This is a genomic window from Caballeronia sp., assembly GCF_028292365.1.
Lineage (GTDB): Bacteria > Pseudomonadota > Gammaproteobacteria > Burkholderiales > Burkholderiaceae > Caballeronia.
The window spans coordinates 1-18107 of the sequence record NZ_JAQGMM010000610.1 but is presented as its reverse complement, the minus strand read 5'-3'; the positions used below and the strand labels follow the sequence as shown (position 1 = coordinate 18107).

Annotated in this window: 19 protein-coding genes and 1 pseudogene; 6 read left to right on the top strand and 14 right to left on the bottom strand. The window is 59.8% G+C overall.

What is annotated here, in order from left to right; genetic code table 11:
- Positions 1–686: redox-regulated ATPase YchF (ychF, locus tag JWR14_RS35875; RefSeq protein WP_299719027.1), on the bottom strand; the 686-nt coding region annotated here is incomplete at its 3' end.
- A 262-nt stretch (positions 687–948) separates the two neighbouring features.
- Between ychF and JWR14_RS35870 the strand changes: the two genes are divergently transcribed.
- The 4 genes from JWR14_RS35870 to JWR14_RS35855 all read left to right on the top strand — a co-directional run bounded on the left by JWR14_RS35870 (position 949) and on the right by JWR14_RS35855 (position 5634).
- Entirely contained in the window at positions 949–2121 is a 1173-nt protein-coding gene (locus JWR14_RS35870) for a UbiH/UbiF family hydroxylase (RefSeq protein WP_299719029.1), read from the top strand.
- 60 nt (positions 2122–2181) lie between these two features.
- The gene (locus tag JWR14_RS35865; protein WP_299719024.1) at positions 2182–2913 is read left to right on the top strand and encodes a DsbC family protein; all 732 of its coding nucleotides are present in this window, start codon (positions 2182–2184) and stop codon (positions 2911–2913) included.
- A gap of 176 nt (positions 2914–3089) precedes the next feature.
- The gene (locus tag JWR14_RS35860; protein WP_299719022.1) at positions 3090–4889 is read left to right on the top strand and encodes a PDZ domain-containing protein; all 1800 of its coding nucleotides are present in this window, start codon (positions 3090–3092) and stop codon (positions 4887–4889) included.
- A 148-nt stretch (positions 4890–5037) separates the two neighbouring features.
- On the top strand, positions 5038–5634 hold the full coding sequence (locus JWR14_RS35855; RefSeq protein WP_299719019.1) for an NAD(P)H-dependent oxidoreductase: 597 nt from the start codon (positions 5038–5040) through the stop codon (positions 5632–5634).
- 62 nt (positions 5635–5696) lie between these two features.
- On the opposite strand, the gene JWR14_RS35850 is transcribed toward JWR14_RS35855, so the two are convergent.
- The 8 genes from JWR14_RS35850 to rpe all read right to left on the bottom strand — a co-directional run bounded on the left by JWR14_RS35850 (position 5697) and on the right by rpe (position 12942).
- Entirely contained in the window at positions 5697–6479 is a 783-nt protein-coding gene (locus JWR14_RS35850; RefSeq protein WP_299719017.1) for a uracil-DNA glycosylase, read from the bottom strand.
- Positions 6476–7132, bottom strand: coding sequence for a CYTH domain-containing protein (locus tag JWR14_RS35845; protein WP_299719014.1), 657 nt, complete (start codon positions 7130–7132; stop codon positions 6476–6478). The genes JWR14_RS35850 and JWR14_RS35845 overlap by 4 nt, the downstream gene beginning before the upstream one ends.
- Before the next feature lie 21 nt (positions 7133–7153).
- Positions 7154–7939 (bottom strand): indole-3-glycerol phosphate synthase TrpC, encoded by a 786-nt coding sequence (trpC, locus tag JWR14_RS35840; RefSeq protein WP_299719011.1) that lies wholly within the window; start codon positions 7937–7939, stop codon positions 7154–7156.
- A gap of 12 nt (positions 7940–7951) precedes the next feature.
- Positions 7952–8983 carry an anthranilate phosphoribosyltransferase gene (gene trpD / locus JWR14_RS35835; protein ID WP_299719009.1) on the bottom strand — a complete coding sequence of 344 codons (1032 nt, stop codon included), beginning with the start codon at positions 8981–8983 and terminating at the stop codon, positions 7952–7954.
- Between the two features lie 14 nt (positions 8984–8997).
- Complete coding sequence (locus tag JWR14_RS35830) at positions 8998–9582, bottom strand: aminodeoxychorismate/anthranilate synthase component II (protein ID WP_062090277.1); 585 nt, start codon at positions 9580–9582, stop codon at positions 8998–9000.
- A 14-nt stretch (positions 9583–9596) separates the two neighbouring features.
- Complete coding sequence (gene trpE / locus JWR14_RS35825; protein WP_299719006.1) at positions 9597–11093, bottom strand: anthranilate synthase component I; 1497 nt, start codon at positions 11091–11093, stop codon at positions 9597–9599.
- Between the two features lie 407 nt (positions 11094–11500).
- Positions 11501–12250, bottom strand: a complete 750-nt coding sequence (locus JWR14_RS35820; RefSeq protein WP_299719004.1) for a phosphoglycolate phosphatase — start codon at positions 12248–12250, stop codon at positions 11501–11503.
- Positions 12247–12942, bottom strand: a complete 696-nt coding sequence (gene rpe / locus JWR14_RS35815) for a ribulose-phosphate 3-epimerase (RefSeq protein WP_299719002.1) — start codon at positions 12940–12942, stop codon at positions 12247–12249. The genes JWR14_RS35820 and rpe overlap by 4 nt, the downstream gene beginning before the upstream one ends.
- 283 nt (positions 12943–13225) lie before the next feature.
- Here rpe and apaG point away from each other — a divergent pair, with 283 nt between their 5' ends.
- A complete protein-coding gene (gene apaG / locus JWR14_RS35810; RefSeq protein ID WP_299719001.1) occupies positions 13226–13600 on the top strand; it encodes a Co2+/Mg2+ efflux protein ApaG in 375 nt (124 codons plus the stop codon).
- 45 nt (positions 13601–13645) lie between these two features.
- On the opposite strand, the gene JWR14_RS35805 is transcribed toward apaG, so the two are convergent.
- Positions 13646–13768, bottom strand: coding sequence for a hypothetical protein (locus JWR14_RS35805; RefSeq protein ID WP_047898369.1), 123 nt, complete (start codon positions 13766–13768; stop codon positions 13646–13648).
- On the opposite strand from JWR14_RS35805, the gene JWR14_RS35800 reads away from it, so the two are divergent.
- Complete coding sequence (locus JWR14_RS35800) at positions 13767–14933, top strand: MltA domain-containing protein (RefSeq protein ID WP_299718995.1); 1167 nt, start codon at positions 13767–13769, stop codon at positions 14931–14933. The genes JWR14_RS35805 and JWR14_RS35800 overlap by 2 nt on opposite strands.
- Before the next feature lie 182 nt (positions 14934–15115).
- Here JWR14_RS35800 and paaK read toward each other — a convergent pair whose 3' ends face one another.
- The 4 genes and pseudogenes from paaK to JWR14_RS35780 all read right to left on the bottom strand — a co-directional run.
- A complete protein-coding gene (gene paaK / locus JWR14_RS35795) occupies positions 15116–16420 on the bottom strand; it encodes a phenylacetate--CoA ligase PaaK (protein ID WP_299718993.1) in 1305 nt (434 codons plus the stop codon).
- 74 nt (positions 16421–16494) lie between these two features.
- Positions 16495–16926, bottom strand: a complete 432-nt coding sequence (gene paaI / locus JWR14_RS35790) for a hydroxyphenylacetyl-CoA thioesterase PaaI (protein WP_299718991.1) — start codon at positions 16924–16926, stop codon at positions 16495–16497.
- A 33-nt stretch (positions 16927–16959) separates the two neighbouring features.
- Positions 16960–17757, bottom strand: a complete 798-nt coding sequence (gene paaG / locus JWR14_RS35785) for a 2-(1,2-epoxy-1,2-dihydrophenyl)acetyl-CoA isomerase PaaG (protein WP_299718989.1) — start codon at positions 17755–17757, stop codon at positions 16960–16962.
- A 120-nt stretch (positions 17758–17877) separates the two neighbouring features.
- Positions 17878–18107 (bottom strand): annotated as a pseudogene (locus JWR14_RS35780) (phenylacetic acid degradation protein PaaN); the annotation flags it as partial.

Genomic DNA, 18107 nt, shown 5'->3' with positions numbered 1-18107 from the left:
GCCTCCGCGTGCTTGCGCACCGCATCCAGATGCGGATTGTTCTCGAACCCGTCGTCCTTCACGTTCGCCACGTACATGGTCGGCTTGGCCGTGATCAGGCAGAGCGGCTTGATCAGCGCGAGTTCGTCTTCGCTCAGGTCCAACGCGCGCACAGGTTTCGCCTGATCGAGCTGCGCCTGGATCTTTTCCAGCAAGGGGACGAGCTTCGCCGCTTCCTTGTCGTTGCCTGAGCGCGCCGACTTCGCGTAACGGTGGTGAGCCTTCTCCACCGTCGCCAAATCCGCCAGCGCCAGTTCAGTATTAATGACTTCGATGTCCGCGAGCGGGTCGATCTTGTTCGCGACGTGAATCACGTTTTCGTCTTCGAAGCAGCGCACGACGTGCGTGATGGCGTCGGTTTCGCGAATGTTCGCGAGGAACTTGTTGCCGAGGCCTTCGCCCTTGCTCGCGCCGGCCACGAGGCCTGCGATATCGACGAATTCAACAATGGCCGGGACCACGCGCTCGGGATTGACGATTCCCGAGAGTGCGGCCAACCGTGCGTCCGGCACTTCGACTACGCCGACATTCGGCTCGATCGTGCAGAACGGATAGTTTTCGGCGGCGATGCCGGCCTTGGTCAGTGCATTGAACAGTGTGGACTTGCCGACGTTAGGCAAGCCGACGATGCCGCATTGGAGGCTCATGGAATCCTTCGAACTGGTGAAACGGCGTGCGCCGCGTGGTTCAACGCTGGACGCGCGTGTCGCGGGTTTTACAACCCCAGGACCCACGCGCGTAGCGGGCGGCCACGTCGTGCGGGCCGGAAAAACCGCTATTGTAGCGCCACGGCCGGGTCGGCTGGGCGGGCGGGAGAGTGGGCTACAGGGCAGCTTCAAGGCGTCGCACCCGCTGAAACACCGCATCGCGCATCGAATCTCGAAATACCCCGGCAGCTATAATGGATGTATGACTTTCCACTCACGAAATTTTCATGCGGTTGTGGTCGGCGGCGGGCTCGTCGGCAAGACGGCGGCGCTTGCGCTGACGCAATCCGGCCTTCGCACGGCGCTGCTCGCAACGCCCGCTGCAGCAGCGCCCGCCGCCGACAGCTTCGACTCCCGCATCTACGCGCTTTCATCGAGCTCGCAGGCGCTGCTGGAACGGCTGCGCGTCTGGCAGGCGCTGGAGCGCGACAAGCTCGGGCCGGTGCTGGACATGCGCGTTTTCGGCGATGCCTTCGCCGAGCTGCATTTCTCCGCGTTCCAGGCAGCCGTCCCGCAATTGGCGTGGATCGTGGAATCGTCATTGATCGAACGGTCGCTTGATGCCGCGCTGCGTTTTCAGCCGAACCTCACGTGGATCGATTCGCGCGCCCAGGGCCTGACGATCCACGATGACGCCGCGCATCTGACCCTCGCAAACGGCGACACGCTCGAAGCGGATCTGGTGGTGGGCGCGGACGGCGCGCATTCCTGGGTGCGGGCGCAGACGGGCGCGAAAATGCAGCGCCGGGATTATCGGCAAACGGGTGTGGTCGCGAACTTCACGTGCGAAAAGCCGCACGGCGAGACGGCGTATCAGTGGTTCCGCGATGGCGAGATCATCGCGTTATTGCCGTTGCCCGGCGACCACGTTTCGCTGGTGTGGTCCGCTAAAACCGAACACGCCGATACCCTCCTGAAACTCGATCCCGCCCAACTCGCGGCGGAGGTCGAAAAGGCCACGCAGAACATGCTCGGCGCGCTCGAATGCGTGACGCCGGCGCAGGGCTTTCCACTCGCGCTGCAAACCGTAGACCGCTTGATCGGCCCACGTGTGGCGCTGGTTGGCGACGCTGCGCATCTGATTCATCCGTTGGCTGGACAGGGCATGAACCTGGGTCTGCGCGACGTCGCCGCGCTGGCCGAAACGCTCGCCAACAAGGAAGCATTTCGTTCGGCCGGCGACCCCGTCTTATTGCGCCGATACGAACGCACCCGTCGCGAGGACATCCAGAAATTGACGTTCGCCTGCGACGGCCTGCAAAAACTCTTCGCCATGCCCGGCACGCTCGCTCGCGGGCTGCGCAACACCGGCATGGCGCTCGTGGGTGCACAACCGCTTGTCAAGCGCTGGCTTGTGTCCGCGGCGCTTGGTTAAGCCCGGCCAAGAAACTTGGCCAAGAACATCCCACTTACTTCAAGATTGACGGAAACTCCAATGAAAATCACTCTTCGCCGCGCCCTGGTCGCTGCTGCAACGCTGGCCGCGGTGTTTGGGATCGGCATCGCCGCACAAGCCGATCAGACCACCGACAAGATCAAGTCCACGCTGCAATCGCGCATTGGCGACGCTGATATCAAAAGCGTGGAGAAGTCCCCGGTTCCGGGCCTCTACGAAGTGAACCTCGGTGCGCAGATCGTCTACACGGACGCCACCGGCAACTATCTGCTCATGGGCGATCTGGTGGACACCCGCACGCGCACGAACATCACTGAAGCGCGTCTGGCGGAAACGAACAAGATCGACTTCGCGAAGCTGCCGTTCGAGAACGCGGTCAAAGTGGTGAAGGGCACGGGCGCGCGCAAGATCGCCGTGTTCTCCGATCCGAATTGCCCGTATTGCAAGCAGTTGGAAACCACACTCAAGTCAGTCGATAACGTCACCGTCTACACTTTCCTGTACCCGGTTTTGTCGCCGGATTCGACGGTCAAATCCAAGTCGATCTGGTGTTCGAAGGATCGTTCGGGCGCGTGGGAAGGCTGGATGCTCGACCATACGGCACCGACCGCCGCCGCTAGCTGCGACACGGCCGCCATCGACAAAAACCTGAAGCTCGGCCAGTCGATGAACGTCACTGGCACGCCTACCGTTTTCCTGGCCGATGGACGCCGGCTGCCCGGCGCTGTTCCGGCGGATCGGCTGGAAAAGGAATTGTCGGCGGTTCGCTGATTGAGTTGTCTGGGTTGTCTGAGTTGAAGATCAGTTGACCAACAACGAAGGAGGCGCGCGAAGCGCCTCTTTCGCTTTCGTGAAGTTGCGCGACCGCTTCCGTCATGGATCGCGCAGGCACTGAATGCCGGGCCAGACAATGACGCCCAGCGACAAGAATAAAAGGACCTCGACGCATGAACGCCATCCGTTACACCATCGTTCCTAAAAATCCCGCTGCGCATTTGTTCGAGGTGACGTTGACCGTTGCGCAACCCGATCCGTCGGGTCAGCGGTTTGTACTGCCTGTGTGGATTCCAGGCAGCTATATGATCCGCGAATTCGCTCGCAATATCGTCACGCTGCAGGCGTTCAATGCGGCCGGCCGCAAGCTCGCTATCGATAAAACCGACAAGCACGCTTGGGCAACGGCGCCGCACGATGGCCCGATCACGCTGCGCTACGAGGTCTACGGCTGGGACTTGTCGGTGCGCGCGGCGCATCTCGACGACACCATCGGTTTCTTCAACGGCACGAGCGTGTTTCTCGCGGCGGAAGGGCAGGCGGATGCACCGTGCATTGTCGATATTCAAAAGCCTTCAGGCGCGCAATACGCGAACTGGCGAGTGGCGACGGCATTGCCCGAGGCGCGCGGCACGAAGCGTTACGGATTTGGTGCGTATGAAGCGCCGAACTACGATGCGCTGATCGATCATCCGGTGACGCTGGGCGAGTTCGCGCTCGGTTCCTTCGACGCCTACGGCGCGAAGCACGACATCGTGATCTCGGGCCGCGTGACCGGGCTCGATATGCACCGTCTGGAAACCGACCTCAAGCGGGTTTGCGAATCGCAAATTGCGTTGTTCGAACCGCGTACGAAGAAAGCGCCGGTTGATCGTTATGTGTTCATGACGGTCGCCGTCGCCGATGGTTACGGTGGCCTGGAGCATCGTGCATCGACGGCGCTGATCTGCAATCGCGCCGATCTGCCTATTGCGGGACGCCCGGATGTGACGGACGGTTATCGAACGTATCTGGGTCTTTGCAGCCACGAATATTTCCATACGTGGAACGTGAAGCGGATCAAGCCTGCTGCGTTCGCGCCGTACGATTTGTCGCAGGAGAATTACACGTCGTTGCTGTGGTTGTTCGAAGGCTTCACGTCGTACTACGACGACCTGATGCTCGTGCGCAGCGGCCTCATCAGCGCGAGCGAGTACTTTGCGCTTTTGGGCAAGACGCTCGGCGGTGTGTTGCGCGGGTCAGGTCGGCTCAAGCAGACCGTGGCTGAAAGCTCGTTCGATGCGTGGGTCAAATATTATCGGCAGGACGAAAACGCGGCGAACGCGATCGTCAGCTATTACCAGAAAGGTTCGCTTGTCGCGCTCGCTTTCGACCTGTCAATTCGCGCGCAAACCGAAGGCAAGAAGTCACTCGACGACGTCATGCGACTTCTGTGGCAACGCTACGGCCGCGATTTTTATCACGGCAAGGCGCGGGGTATCGAAGAAAGCGAAGTGGAAGCCTTGTTTGCCGAAGCCACCGGCGCTGACCTGAAAAAGCTGTTCCGCGAGGGAGTTCACGGCACGCGCGATCTGCCGCTCGATACTTTGTTCGAGCCCTTCGGCATTACGTTCGCGCCCGATGTCGCGACCAACGGCACGGCGGCGAAACCGTCGTTCGGCGCGCGGATTCGCAGCGGCGCGGATTGCGTGCTCGCGGCCGTCCACGAGAACAGCGCGGCGCAGAAGGCGGGTTTGTCGGCGGGTGACGTGCTGATCGCAATCGACGGCTTGCGCGTAACCGGGTCGAATCTCGACACGCTCCTCGCGCGCTATTTGCCAGGTGCGAAGGTCGAAGTGCACGCATTCCGGCGCGACGAACTGCGCGTCGCGCACGTCAAACTCGATCCGCCGGAGGTATCGCGTTATGTGCTTTCCACTGCCGATGGACGTGGTCCGTCGAAGCAATGGCGCGAACGCTGGCTGAAAGGTTGAGGCATAAAAGCAGGGCTAAAGGCGGATTGTTCTATTGCTGCAACAATCCGTCACGAGTGCACAGCTTGTTCCCGGCGTCTTAAAAAAGAAGAATGCGTCCTGTCAGAGCGCGATCCGTGCTCGAACTCAACAAGACACAGGAATCATCATGACGACCATTCTTCAAATTAATTCCGCAGCACGCTCGCAAGGCGCCCAATCCACGTTGCTGGCTGACGAAGTGTCGACGAAGCTTCAGCAAGCACATCCGGGCGCGAAGCTTGTCGTGCGTAATCTTCTCTCCGACAACATTCCCCACCTCGACGATGCCACGCTCGGCGCATTCTTCACGCCCGCCGACCAGCGCTCGGCTGAGCAGAACGCTATCCACGCCAAGAGCGAAGCGCTTATCGCCGAGCTGCAAGCAGCTGACGTGGTTGTGATCGCAGCACCGATGTACAACTTCGGCATTTCGTCGCAACTGAAGGCGTACTTCGACTGGATCGCACGCGCGGGCATCACGTTCAAATACGACGAGAACGGCCCGAAAGGCTTGGTGACGGGCAAGAAGGTGATTGTTGTGTCGGCACGCGGTGGCAAGTACAGCGGTACGCCGAACGATTCACAAACGCCGTATCTGAAGTCGTTCCTCGGTTTCCTGGGCATGACCGACGTTAGCTTCATCTTTGCAGAAGGCCTGAATATGGGTCCGGACGCTGCCGGCGCCGCTTTGGCTACCGCTCGCGACTCGATCGCAGCGCTGTAAGCTTGTGAAGTAGCAGGACGCATTTAAAAAACCCGCCGTGTCGTGAGACATTGGCGGGTTTTTTATGCGGGCGTGTCGACCAGAGCGGGCAATCGCCAGTCAATGGCAGGTCGTCCGTGTTGTTCCAGATACGTATTCGCTGCCACAAAATGCCCGCAGCCCAGAAAGCCGCGATGCGCTGACAACGGCGAAGGGTGGGGCGCCTCCAGCACGCAATGCGCTTTCCCGGACGCCACCGCCGACGCGATCAACCCCCGTTTCGCCTGCGCATGCGCTCCCCAAAGCATGAACACGAGATGCTCGTGCCGAAGGGCAAGTTCGTGAATCAGCGTGTCGGTGCAATGCTCCCAGCCGCGCTTGGCGTGACTGCCGGCTTTATCGCGTTCAACCGTCAGCGACGTGTTCAGCAACAGCACACCTTGTTCTGCCCAAGCGTCGAGGCAACCGTGAGCGGGCGCTGCGAAGCCCAAGCTGGCGTTGATTTCCTTAAAGATATTTTTCAGCGATGGCGGCGGCCGAACCGGCGCCGGCACTGAAAACGCCAGGCCGTGAGCTTGCGGCGCACCACGATCCTCGCCGTGGTAAGGATCTTGTCCGAGGATCACGACCTTCACGTCCCCGGGTCGAGTCAGGCGCAAGGCGCGGAAGACATCGACGGGATAAACGGTTTTGCCGGCGGCGCGCTCGGCGTCGACGAACGCGCATAACGTGGCGTAATGCGGGCTTTCGATGAAAGTCTTCAGATGCTTGCGCCAGTCCGCCGGCAATGCGTCGAACTGATTTTCCAACGACGTAAACGGCTGGGCTTTGGAAGCATCAGCTTCAAACAGTGACGCCTGACTCATTTGACGCCGCCGTTGGAGCCGGCCAATTTAGGCTCGCACAGGTCGTAGCCACGGCGCGCCTTGCTGGCATCTTCAGGCTGGAGATACAGAAACGCTCCCCGCATTTGCGCGGCGAGGGAGTTCAATGCTTCCTCGTTGCCGGACTTCAGCTCTAGTTCGAGTTCGCTGATCGGCGTGGTCAGGCGCTCGCCGTCCACATCAGCCACGACCTCACCGAGATCCAGCGCCGCTTCGATCTTCGCACCGTCGATCTCGACGTCCCAGATCACACGCGAAAAATCGGTGCGAAACAGGGCGGTCAATTCGGGCGCCGCGTCGCTGAGTGCATTGGCGGCGTTCTGGTCGTCGCAGATTTCAAGCAGGGCGGGGATTTCCAGCGCTTCGCCGGCTACGGGCCGTTCCCATTCATGCCGGTTATGCAAACCGCCCGCTGATTCGCCCGCCGTCTTGTACGTTTGCAGCCATTGATCCGGCGTACCGCGCAGACGCACCGCACTCTTCGCCTTCGCAAGCGCATGGTCGGGGGTATCGAAGTAGACGTTGGTCAACTGAACCTTGCGGCCTTCCTGACCGGTACGTTGCGTCAGGTCCTTCGCTATTTCGCCATGTTCCGACATGGGGAGCGCCAGTTTGATCTCGCGTTCAATGCTCAAAATAAACTCCGTGCAACAGCGTCAGAAAAACATTCGCGCAAGTTCGGTACCGGGGTCGTCGGCGCGCATGAAAGCTTCGCCAACCAGGAAAGTCTGCACATCCATGGCGCGTAGCCGGTCGACATCGACACGGCTCAGAATGCCCGATTCGGTCACCACTATACGATCTTCGGGAACCATATCCAGCATGCCGATAGTCGTTTCAATCGACGTTTCGAACGTGCGAAGGTTGCGATTATTGACCCCGATTAACGGCGTCTTAAGCGTGAGCGATTGTTCTAGTTCGTCGCGATCGTGAACCTCTACGAGCACCGCCAGCCCGAGCGAGTGCGCGTACGCTTCCAGGTCACGCATCTGCAAGGGCTGGAGCGCGGCGGCGATCAACAGGATGCAGTCGGCGCCCATCGCGCGGGCTTCCAGAACCTGATACGGATCGACAATGAAATCCTTGCGCAGAACCGGCAGGCTGCACGCGGCGCGCGCTTCTTCTAAATACGCAACGCTGCCCTTGAAGAACTGCACGTCTGTCAGCACTGACAAACACGCAGCGCCGCCTCGTTCATATGATTGCGCGATATCGGCGGGGACGAAGTTCTCGCGTATTACGCCTTTCGACGGGCTTGCTTTCTTCACTTCCGCGATGATCGCCGGTTTTCCCTCAGCATGCTTCGCGCGCAATGCGCCGACGAAGTCGCGCGAGTCGCGCGTGCTCGCCTGCAAACGCAGTTCCTCCAGCGAGACGCTTTCCTGCGCGATGCGAACTTCGCTTCGTTTGACTTCAATGATGCGCTCGAGAATGTCACTCATTTCTTGATCTCTCTATTTGGCGAATTGCTGCGTGAAGCGCACGAGTTCATCGACTTTTTCGCGCGCTTGTCCGCTCGCGATCACCTCTTTCGCGAGGGCCATGCCGGCTTGGATCGATTCCGCCACGTTGGCCGCGTACAGCGCCGTGCCCGCATTCAGCGTCACGATTTCGCGCGCGACGCATGGCTTGTTGTTCAACGCGCCGAGCAGCATGGTCTTCGATTCCTGCGCGTCGGCCACCTTCAGCGTCCGGTTCGACACCATCTGCAGGCCAAAATCTTCAGGGTGAATTTCATACTCGAGCACTTCACCGTTGCGCAATTCGCCTACCACCGTTGCCGCGCCCAACGACACCTCGTCCATGCCGTCCTTGCCGTACACGACCAGCACGTGCTTGGCTCCCAGGCGCTGCATCACGCGCACCTGAATGCCGACGAGATCTTCATGGAACACGCCCATCAACTGATTGGGTGCGCCGGCCGGGTTGGTCAGCGGCCCGAGGATGTTGAAAATCGTCCGCACGCCGAGTTCACGACGCACCGGCCCGATGTTTTTCATCGCCGGATGATGATTCGGCGCGAACATGAAACCCATGCCCGTTTCGGCAATGGATTGCGCCACTTGTTCCGGCTGAAGATCGATATTCACGCCCAGCGCCTCAAGCACGTCCGCGCTGCCCGATTTACTCGATACCCCGCGGCCACCGTGCTTCGCAACTTTCGCGCCGGCGGCCGCCGTGACGAACATGGTGGCCGTCGAGATGTTGAAAGTGTGCGAGCCGTCTCCACCCGTGCCCACGATATCGACGAGATTGTCGCTATCCGGGACGCTCACGTGATTCGCAAACTCGCGCATCACGGTAGCCGCCGCCGCGATCTCCCCGATCGTTTCCTTCTTCACGCGCAAACCCGTGATGATCGCGGCGGACATCACCGGCGACATCTCGCCGCGCATGATCATGCGCATCAGGTGCAGCATTTCGTCATGGAAAATCTCGCGATGCTCGATCGTCCGTTGCAACGCTTCCTGGGCCGTAATAGTCATGATCGGATCTCGGTTCACGCGCGAATGCCTTGCGCCGGGCTCTTGACGAAGTTTTCGAGCAGCGCATGGCCGTGCTCGGAAAGGATGGATTCCGGGTGGAATTGCACGCCCTCGACCGCGAGTTCCTTGTGGCGCACGCCCATGATTTCACCGTCGGGTGTCCACGCCGATATTTCCAGGCAATCCGGCAACGATTCACGTTCGATCGCGAGCGAGTGATAACGCGTCACGCTGAAATGTTTCGGCAGGTCGGAAAACACGCCGCGGCAATCGGTTTCAATGGTGCTCACTTTGCCGTGCATGATGGTTTGAGCACGCACGACGCGTCCGCCGAACGCCTCGCCAATAGCCTGATGGCCCAGGCAAACACCAAGAATGGGGATCTTTCCGGAGAATTCGCGCAGTACGTCGAGCGTGATGCCCGCGTGTTGCGGATTGCTCGGCCCCGGCGAGAGGCAGATCCGCTCGGGGTTCAGCTTCGCGATTTCATCGAGGGTAATTTCGTCGTTGCGGTACGTTCGTACGTCCTCACCCAGTTCGCCGAAATACTGAACCAGGTTATAGGTGAACGAATCGTAGTTGTCGATCATCAGCAGCATGGTTTGTCTCCGGATCAGAAGTCGCTATCGAGGCCGTCTTGCACCTGCTCGGCGGCGCGCAGCACTGCTCGCGCCTTGTTCTCCGTCTCCTGCCATTCCGACTCGGGCACCGAATCCGCGACCACACCCGCTGCCGCCTGCACGTACAAATTACCCTTGTGGATGAGACCGGTGCGGATCGCGATGGCGAGATCCATCTCGCCCGTGAACGACAGATAACCGCAAGCGCCGCCGTACAGTCCGCGTTTCACCGGCTCCAACTCGTCGATGATTTCCATCGCCCGCACTTTCGGCGCGCCCGACAGCGTGCCTGCGGGGAAGGTCGCGCGCAGCACGTCGAAATTCGTTGTGCCGGGCTTCAGCTTGCCTTCCACCGAACTCACAATATGCAGGACGTGCGAATACTTTTCGATCGCCAGCTTGTCCGTCACCACGACCGATCCCGTTTGCGCAATCCGGCCGACGTCGTTACGCGCCAGATCGATCAGCATGACGTGTTCGGCCACTTCTTTCGGATCGTTCAGCAATTCGGTTGCGAGTTCAGCATCGCGCTCGGGCGTGTTGCCGCGCGGCCGCGTTCCGGCGAGTGGCCGAATGGTCACAATCCGTTCGTCGCCGCGTTTTTCCTGCCGAACCAGAATCTCCGGCGATGCCCCCACCACATGAAACTCACCGCCAAAGTTGTAGTAATACATATACGGCGATGGATTCAGCGAGCGCAACGCGCGATACAGCGAGAGCGGGTTATCGCGGAACGGCTTGATGAGCCGCTGGCCAACCTGAACCTGCATCAATTCGCCGGCTGCGATGTATTCCTTCGCCTTACGCACCGCGTTCAGGTAATCGTCCTTTGCAAACTCTCGATACGTCTCCGTCCGTACGCTTGCCGACGTCACCGGCGGTTGCACAGTCGTGCGCAAACGCGCGCGCAATTCGCGCAGGCGCTGTTTTGCTTTGGTAAAGGCTTCGGGTGCGGTTGGGTCGGCGTAGACAATCAGATAAAGCTTGCCGGCGAGGTTATCGATAACCGCCATTTCCTCGGTCAGCAACAACTGGATATCGGGCAGGCCGAGATCGTCGCGCGGCGCCGAATGGGCCAGCTTCTTTTCGATATAACGCACGGCGTCATAACCGAAATACCCGGCCAGACCGCCGCAAAAGCGCGGTAGTCCCGGGCGCTGCGCAATTTTGAAGCGCTTCTGAAATTCTTCAATAAACGTCAGCGGATCGGCCTGGCTCGTTTCAATGATGTTGCCGTCCTTCAACACTTCCGATACGCCGTTTTGCACGCGAATCATGGTGCGGGCCGGCAAGCCAATAAACGAGTAGCGCCCGAAGCGCTCGCCACCCACCACCGATTCCAGCAGGAACGAGTTGGCGCCGTTGCGCTCGGTTTGAGCCAGCTTGAGATAAAGCGAAAGCGGCGTTTCGAGGTCGGCAAGCGCCTCGGCGATCAGCGGAATGCGGTTGAAACCTTCATTCGCCAGCGATTGGAATTCGAGTTCGGTCATGTTCTGATCCTTTACGTGTCGCTTGTTGGATTTGGCGACATCGAGCACACACTGGGCGTTGCGGACAATTTACCGCACGGCGCGAATTTCGCTCTCATCGCTCTCATTTGTGCATTGCCTGATGCTTCAAGCGCTGTCCCGATCGTTCGGACTGTAGCCGCGTTGCTAACACGGTACGGCCACAAACGAAGTTTGGGCACAGCGAATGATGCGGCTCAGGCCAGGCATCAACGTAAAACAACTCGGCGGGATCGGCGCGCGGAATGCGCAGCGAAACAAAAAACGGTTGCCGAAGACGAGCTTCAGCGACCCTCGGGCGAGGTTAGCGCGACCAGCGACGCCAGGGCCAGGCTCCCCGGTCGATGCTGCTCAGACTCCGTTTTTTGTTCAGAAACATGAGGATTGAACTAGTCAGTCGATGTTGTCGCGCCGGGTGCAGCGGGCGCGGCCATGGTTGCTGCTATTGCCTGTGCGGCGGCTAGCAGGGAAGAAACTATACCATCGGATTTCACCAGATGCACAGGTTTGCCGTGGTTATAACCATAAGGCACCGTAAGCGTCGCCATGCCCGCTGCACGACCCGCCAGCGCGTCATTCTCCGAGTCGCCGATGGCCACAGCTTCGCGCGGCAGCACGTCCAGCCGCTCGCAGGCAATCAGCATAGGCGTCGGATCCGGTTTTTTTTGCGGGACGGAATCACCGCCGAGCACCACCTTGAAGTATTCGGCCAAGCCAAATTTCGTCAGTAATTCGACCGCGAACCGGTGCGGCTTGTTCGTCACGCATGCCAGCGGCAAACCCAGATCCCGCAGCGCTTTCAAGCCTTCCGTGACTTCGGGAAAGAGGGTGGCATGCTGTCCGTTGATGCGTGCGTATTCCGTCTGATAGATCGCGATCGCGTCGTCGAACTTCGTGCTTGCTTCCAGTGCTGAAAACCGCACGGCCAGAACGCAGCGGATCAGGTTCTCCGAACCCTTGCCGATATAGCCAATGACTTCGTCCCGATCCGTGGCCTTCGTGCCAAGCCGCGCCAGCATGCCGTTGAGAGCAGCGACGAAATCGTCGGCTGTATCAATCATTGTCCCGTCGAGGTCAATGATGGCCGCTCGCAGCGTCTTGTTCGTGAACGCGGGAAGCTCTGCCGTAAGTTCGCTCATCGCGCTTCCCCGGAGTTCACTTTGGCCAGTTCAGCGCGCATTTGCGCAATCACGTCGTGATAATTGTGGTGGCCAAAAATGGCCGACCCGGCCACGAACGTGTCCGCGCCGGCTTCAGCAATTTCCCGGATGTTGTCAATTTTGACGCCGCCGTCCACTTCGAGATGAATCTCCCGTCCGGTCCGTTCGCAGTATTCGTCGATACGCCGACGCGCTTCACGCAGCTTGTTAAGCGCTTCCGGAATGAACGACTGGCCGCCAAAGCCCGGATTCACCGACATGATCAGCACCAGGTCGACCTTATCCATCACGTGGTCGAGATGATTGAGCGACGTGGCCGGGTTGAAGACAAGGCCCGCCTTGCAGCCGTGGTCGCGGATCAGCGAAAGCGTGCGATCGATATGATCCGAACCTTGTGGGTGAAAACTGATCACATTAGCGCCGGCCTTCGCGAAATCCGGCACGATACGATCGACCGGCCGCACCATCAGATGCACGTCAATAGGAACGTCCGTATGCGGTCGCAGCGCCTCGCAGACCATGGGGCCGATTGTCAGGTTCGGAACGTAATGGTTGTCCATCACGTCGAAGTGGATCCAGTCCGCGCCAGCGGCGACCACATTGCGGACCTCTTCGCCGAGAATGGCGAAGTCGGCGGACAAAATACTGGGGGACAGGCGAAATTGCGTCATGACGTCGGCCGGTTGCGAGCGGAAAATGCATTTTACAGCGTGATGACGTTTTCGACCGCTGTCCGAATGGCCGACGTCCCCTCCTGTGGCCTTCCACGGGCGTTTCGCGCGTATGACAAAGCCCTTGCAGCCGGTGGCGTTCTGTTGCAGGCACCGGCTGCATCAAGCAGAATGCGTCACCTGACGTTCACGCAAATAAATTCGCGCAACCCGCGCCGGTCCTCTGTCCTCAAGGAGGTTAGGGGGGCGAACCCGCGCAGCACATTTTTGAATTGGAAAAGCGATGAGCCAGTATGAATTCAGCGTATCCGTCCAGACGCAATATCTCCCTGAACAATCGGAGCCGGACGCGCACCAGTTTGCGTTCGCCTACACCCTGACCATCCGGAACACCGGCCAGGTCGCGGCCCAACTGATCTCGCGTCACTGGATCATCACTGATAGCGACGACGTGGTTCAGGAAGTAAAGGGGCTTGGCGTGGTCGGCAATCAGCCGTTGCTGCCGCCGGGCGAGAAATTCGAGTACACAAGCTGGGCCGTCATTGCAACGCCCGTTGGCACCATGCGCGGTTCATATTTTTGCGTAGCCGAAGACGGCGAGCGTTTCGAAGCGCCAGTTGCTGAGTTCTCGCTGCACATGCCGCGTACGCTGCATTGAACTGGCAAGCTGAAGCACGTGCTGTCATGGCGCTTGCGTTTGTTCCTAGCGCCTATTTTTCTTCTTGCCCGAAGCTGTCCACACGACGATAAAGATCAGCAGAAGCAGCGCCACGAGAGACTCGAGCGCAAAAATAAGCATTGGGTATTCGTCGAATAGATCAGACATGGCGGTTCTCATCAAGAACGAACATTGTATGCGTTTCACTCGCTCGCTCGCCGGATTGGCGGGTTGGGCGGCGTCGATCACAGCAGCCGTCCTGCTCGCTTCGTGCGGTGGCGGCGGCGCTATCAAGTCCGGCTCTCTTGCGCCACCGACCGGTGCGCCGATCATCACGGGGCAGCGCGCGGCTAATCGCCTCACCGCGGTGAGCTGGCAGCAGGTGCCTGGCTGGCAGGACGATTCGCTGCTCGGCGCAACTGCCGCGATGCGCCAGAACTGCAGCCGTCTCGCTCAACAGCCCGCGTGGCGCCGAGCGTGTGCGGCGGCGCAGCGGCTTGACGATCTCGACATGAACGCTGCCCGCGAATTCTTCGAGGCGTATTTCACGCCATTCCAGTTGGCCAACACCGACGGCACGCTCGACGGTCTCGTGACCGGTTACTACGAGCCGTTATTGCGCGGTTCGCGTACGCGTCATGGGACTTATCAGTACGCTTTGTATCGATGGCCGTATCGCTTCAAGCCTGGCGCGGCACTACCAACGCGCGCCCAGCTTGAAAGTTCGGGCGCGTTGAACGGCAACGAACTGGTGTGGGTCGACGATCCTATCGAAGCGTTCTTCCTACAGATCCAAGGCTCGGGACAGGTCGTGATGGAGGACGGGACCACGATGCGCGTTGGCTTTGGGGGGACTAACAACCAGCCATATAAATCGATCGGGCGTGAGTTGTTGGACCGGCGTGAGCTCACGCCTGCACAGGCGACCATGCAAGGTATCAAGGCGTGGGCGAAAGCCAATCCGTCGCGTGTCGATGCATTGCTCGACGTCAATCCGCGTTTTGTGTTTTTCCGCGAGATGCCGGCCACGGAAACGCTGGCGGCTGGCGTGGGAACCGGGCCGGTAGGCGCGCTGGGTGTTCCGCTTACGCCCGAACGTTCGATCGCCGTCGATCCGTCCTCCATTCCGCTCGGCACGCCGGTTTTCTTGCAGACCACCCGGCCGTTAAGCAATTCGCCGATGAACCGGCTGGTGTTCGCCCAGGACACTGGCAGCGCGATCAAGGGCGGCGTGCGTGCGGACTATTTCTGGGGTTTGGGCGACGATGCCGGGGATCTCGCTGGCCGGATGAAGCAGGCCGGCAGGATGTGGCTGCTGCTGCCAAATTCGTAGACGGGTGGTGGTTTGGACGCGTCGCAAGGGTAGTGGTAAGTGCCGGGTTTGGCCGGCACTTACCCTATGATTCGTTGCTTTCGCCGGATCGCTCAGTCGCGGATTGGCCGAATAGAGATTGGAGTCTCGAATGCGAGTACCGCTTGCGTCACAAGCGCCGGCTCCAATCAGCCCTTGCAGAGTCAGCTGGCCACTTTTCGCCGATCGATCACGCGCCGCGCTTTTCCAACCGACCTTTCAATACCGTTCACCCCCAGCACCTGAACCACCGCACTGACACCGATCAAGGCCTTGATGTCGTAAGTGAGCGCAGCTTTGGCCTTATCGAGAACACCTATATCCGGGGCTGTTTCAGGACAGGGTTCTACATTCAGCGTGAGCACATCGAGCGGCCCTTCCTTCGTCAGCACGATCTGATAGTGCGGTGCGAGTGCGTGTTGTTTGAGCAGAAGCTCTTCAATCTGCGTTGGAAATACATTCACGCCGCGCACGATCATCATGTCGTCCGAGCGCCCCGTGATTTTTTCCATCCGACGCATCGTTCGCGCGCTGCCAGGCAAAAGCCGTGTGAGATCACGAGTCCGATAGCGGACGATCGGCAGCGCCTCCTTGGTCAGTGAAGTGAATACGAGTTCGCCCAGTTCTCCGTCTGGCAAGACCTCGCCGGTCTCAGGATCGATGATTTCTGGATAGAAATGATCTTCCCAGATCGTTGGCCCGTCCTTCGTCTCCACACACTCCGACGCCACCCCCGGTCCCATTACTTCCGACAGTCCGTATATATCGACAGCGTCGATACCCATCCGTTTCTCGATCGCGGTGCGCATGTCGTTCGTCCATGGCTCCGCACCGAAGATCCCGATGCGCAGCGAGCAATCGGCGGGATGAACGCCCTGGCGTTCGAGTTCGTCGGCGATCGATAGCATGTAGCTAGGCGTCACCATGATGATGTCTGGACGAAAATCCTGGATGAGTTGCACTTGCTTTTCTGTCTGGCCGCCGCCGAACGGGATCACGGTCAAACCCGCGCGCTCCGCTCCGTAATGAGCGCCGAGGCCACCCGTGAATAAACCATAGCCGTAGCTGACGTGCACTTTGTCGCCACGCCGTGCGCCCGCAGCCCGGATGGAACGCGCGACGAGATTTGCCCAGGTGTCGATGTCCTTCGCCGTGTAGCCAACCACGGTCGGCTTGCCCGTTGTTCCCGACGATGCGTGGATTCTCGAAATCTGGTCGTGCGGAACCGCGAACATGCCATATGGATAGTTATCGCGGAGATCCTTCTTTGTCGTGAACGGGAAACGCGCCAGGTCGGCCAGGGTTTTGACATCATCCGGATGCACGCCCGCTTCGTCGAACTTGCGGCGGTACACCGGCGAGTTTTCATACGCGTGGGCAAGCGACCACTTGAGGCGTTCGAGTTGCAGCGCCATTAGTTCGTCGCGGCTGGCCGTCTCGATCGGGTCCAGCGGAAGCGCGGTGTTCATCGATTGTCTCCTTCTTGATCGTCAGTCAATGGCCCGAATCGAGTTCGTATGGGCGCTGTGTTTTGTAGAGGGAATCAGGATTCCACGGGGACCAGAGTGCCTTTTATCTGCGACGACTTGCCGCGGAACATGGCGACCGTCTCGCTTTCACGGTTCGTGACACGAATGTCGTAAATACCAGTTCGCCCGGTCAGTGATTGTTCGACAGCTTCTGCCGACAAGCGGTCGCCGCCCTTCACTGCACGCAGAAATTCGATGGAACAACCGGCCGCGACCGTATTGATGTTGTGCGAGTTACAGGCGAACGCGAACGTGGAGTCGGCCAGCGTGAAAATGAGTCCGCCATGGCAGATACCGTGACCGTTCAGAAAGTCGTCACGGACGTTCATTTGCATGCGCGCGTACCCCGGGCGAACTTCCTTGAGTTCGAGGCCGAGTGCGCGGCTGCATGCATCGGCTTCGTACATGGCTTGCGCGGTCGCGTTGGCGAGTTCTTCAGGCGTCATTGCTGCGTTCTCCGGGAGTGTTCTGATTGCATTTCAGAGGCCGTCGAAGCGGGGTGGACGTTTTTCCTTGAAGGCGGCGACACCCTCGGCATAGTCGTGCGAGTCACCCAGTTCGCGTTGAACGTCGCGCTCCAGATCGAGCTGCTGATCAAGCGTGTTGTTCGCGGCGGCGCGGATCGCGTGCTTGATCGCAGCGATGGCCTTGGCGGGCTGTTGCGCCAGTTGCGAGGCAAGCTTTAGCGCCGCGCTTTGCAATTGATCATCTTCGACCACTTTCCATACCAGTCCCCACGCTTCAGCTTGTTCGGCGCCCAGCTTGTCGCCCGTCAACGCCAGGCCCAGCGCCCGTGCTTCACCAACGCGCCGCGGCAAAAGCCACGTACCGCCGGAATCCGGTACTAGTCCAATCTTCACAAAAGCCTGGACGAAACTGGCTGAACGCGCCGCTACGATCAGGTCGCACGCCATGGCGAGATTCGCTCCAGCACCGGCCGCTATACCGTTGACGGCGGCAATCACCGGCAACGGCGACGCCTGCAGGCGACGCACGAGCGGATTGAAGTAACGGTCGATCAGCACGCCCAAGTTGGTCATCGCGCCGGGCGTGAAGTCAAGATCCGCGAGATCCTGGCCCGCGCAAAAACCGCGGCCCGCCCCCGTGATCACCAATGCTCGAGCTTTACTTGCTTCCACCTGATCGAGTGCCGTGCTCAGTTCTTCATGCATCGTCCGCGTGAAGCTGTTCAGCTTGTCGGGACGGTTCAGCGTCAACGTAGCGACGTGCGTGCTGGCGTCGATATGGATGACGATGGAATTGCCGTTGTCGGACATGGTGTCTCCTTGCTCGCTACGTTGTGCAAATACGCATGCCTTTGATACTAGCCGTGCCCGTCGCCGCTTTCCATTCGGCCGGATGGCCTATGTCTCCGGGCGACGTTGCGGGCTGGCCACCTATGCCGTTTGGCCAGCTGTTGCGGGCGCGGCCTTGGGTGCAACATGCACTCTGCTTTGAACAACGCGGAAGCGGTTCGCCACGTACGCTGCGTCGGACAACGCCGAGTTCGCTGCGGGATTGGCCCCGGTGCCGTGGAAGTCTGAATACGCAGCCGTCTGGTTGACGAACACGCCACCAGTCAAGTTGATCGAAAGCGCTACTCCGCCGCGAATCGCCGCATCGTAGG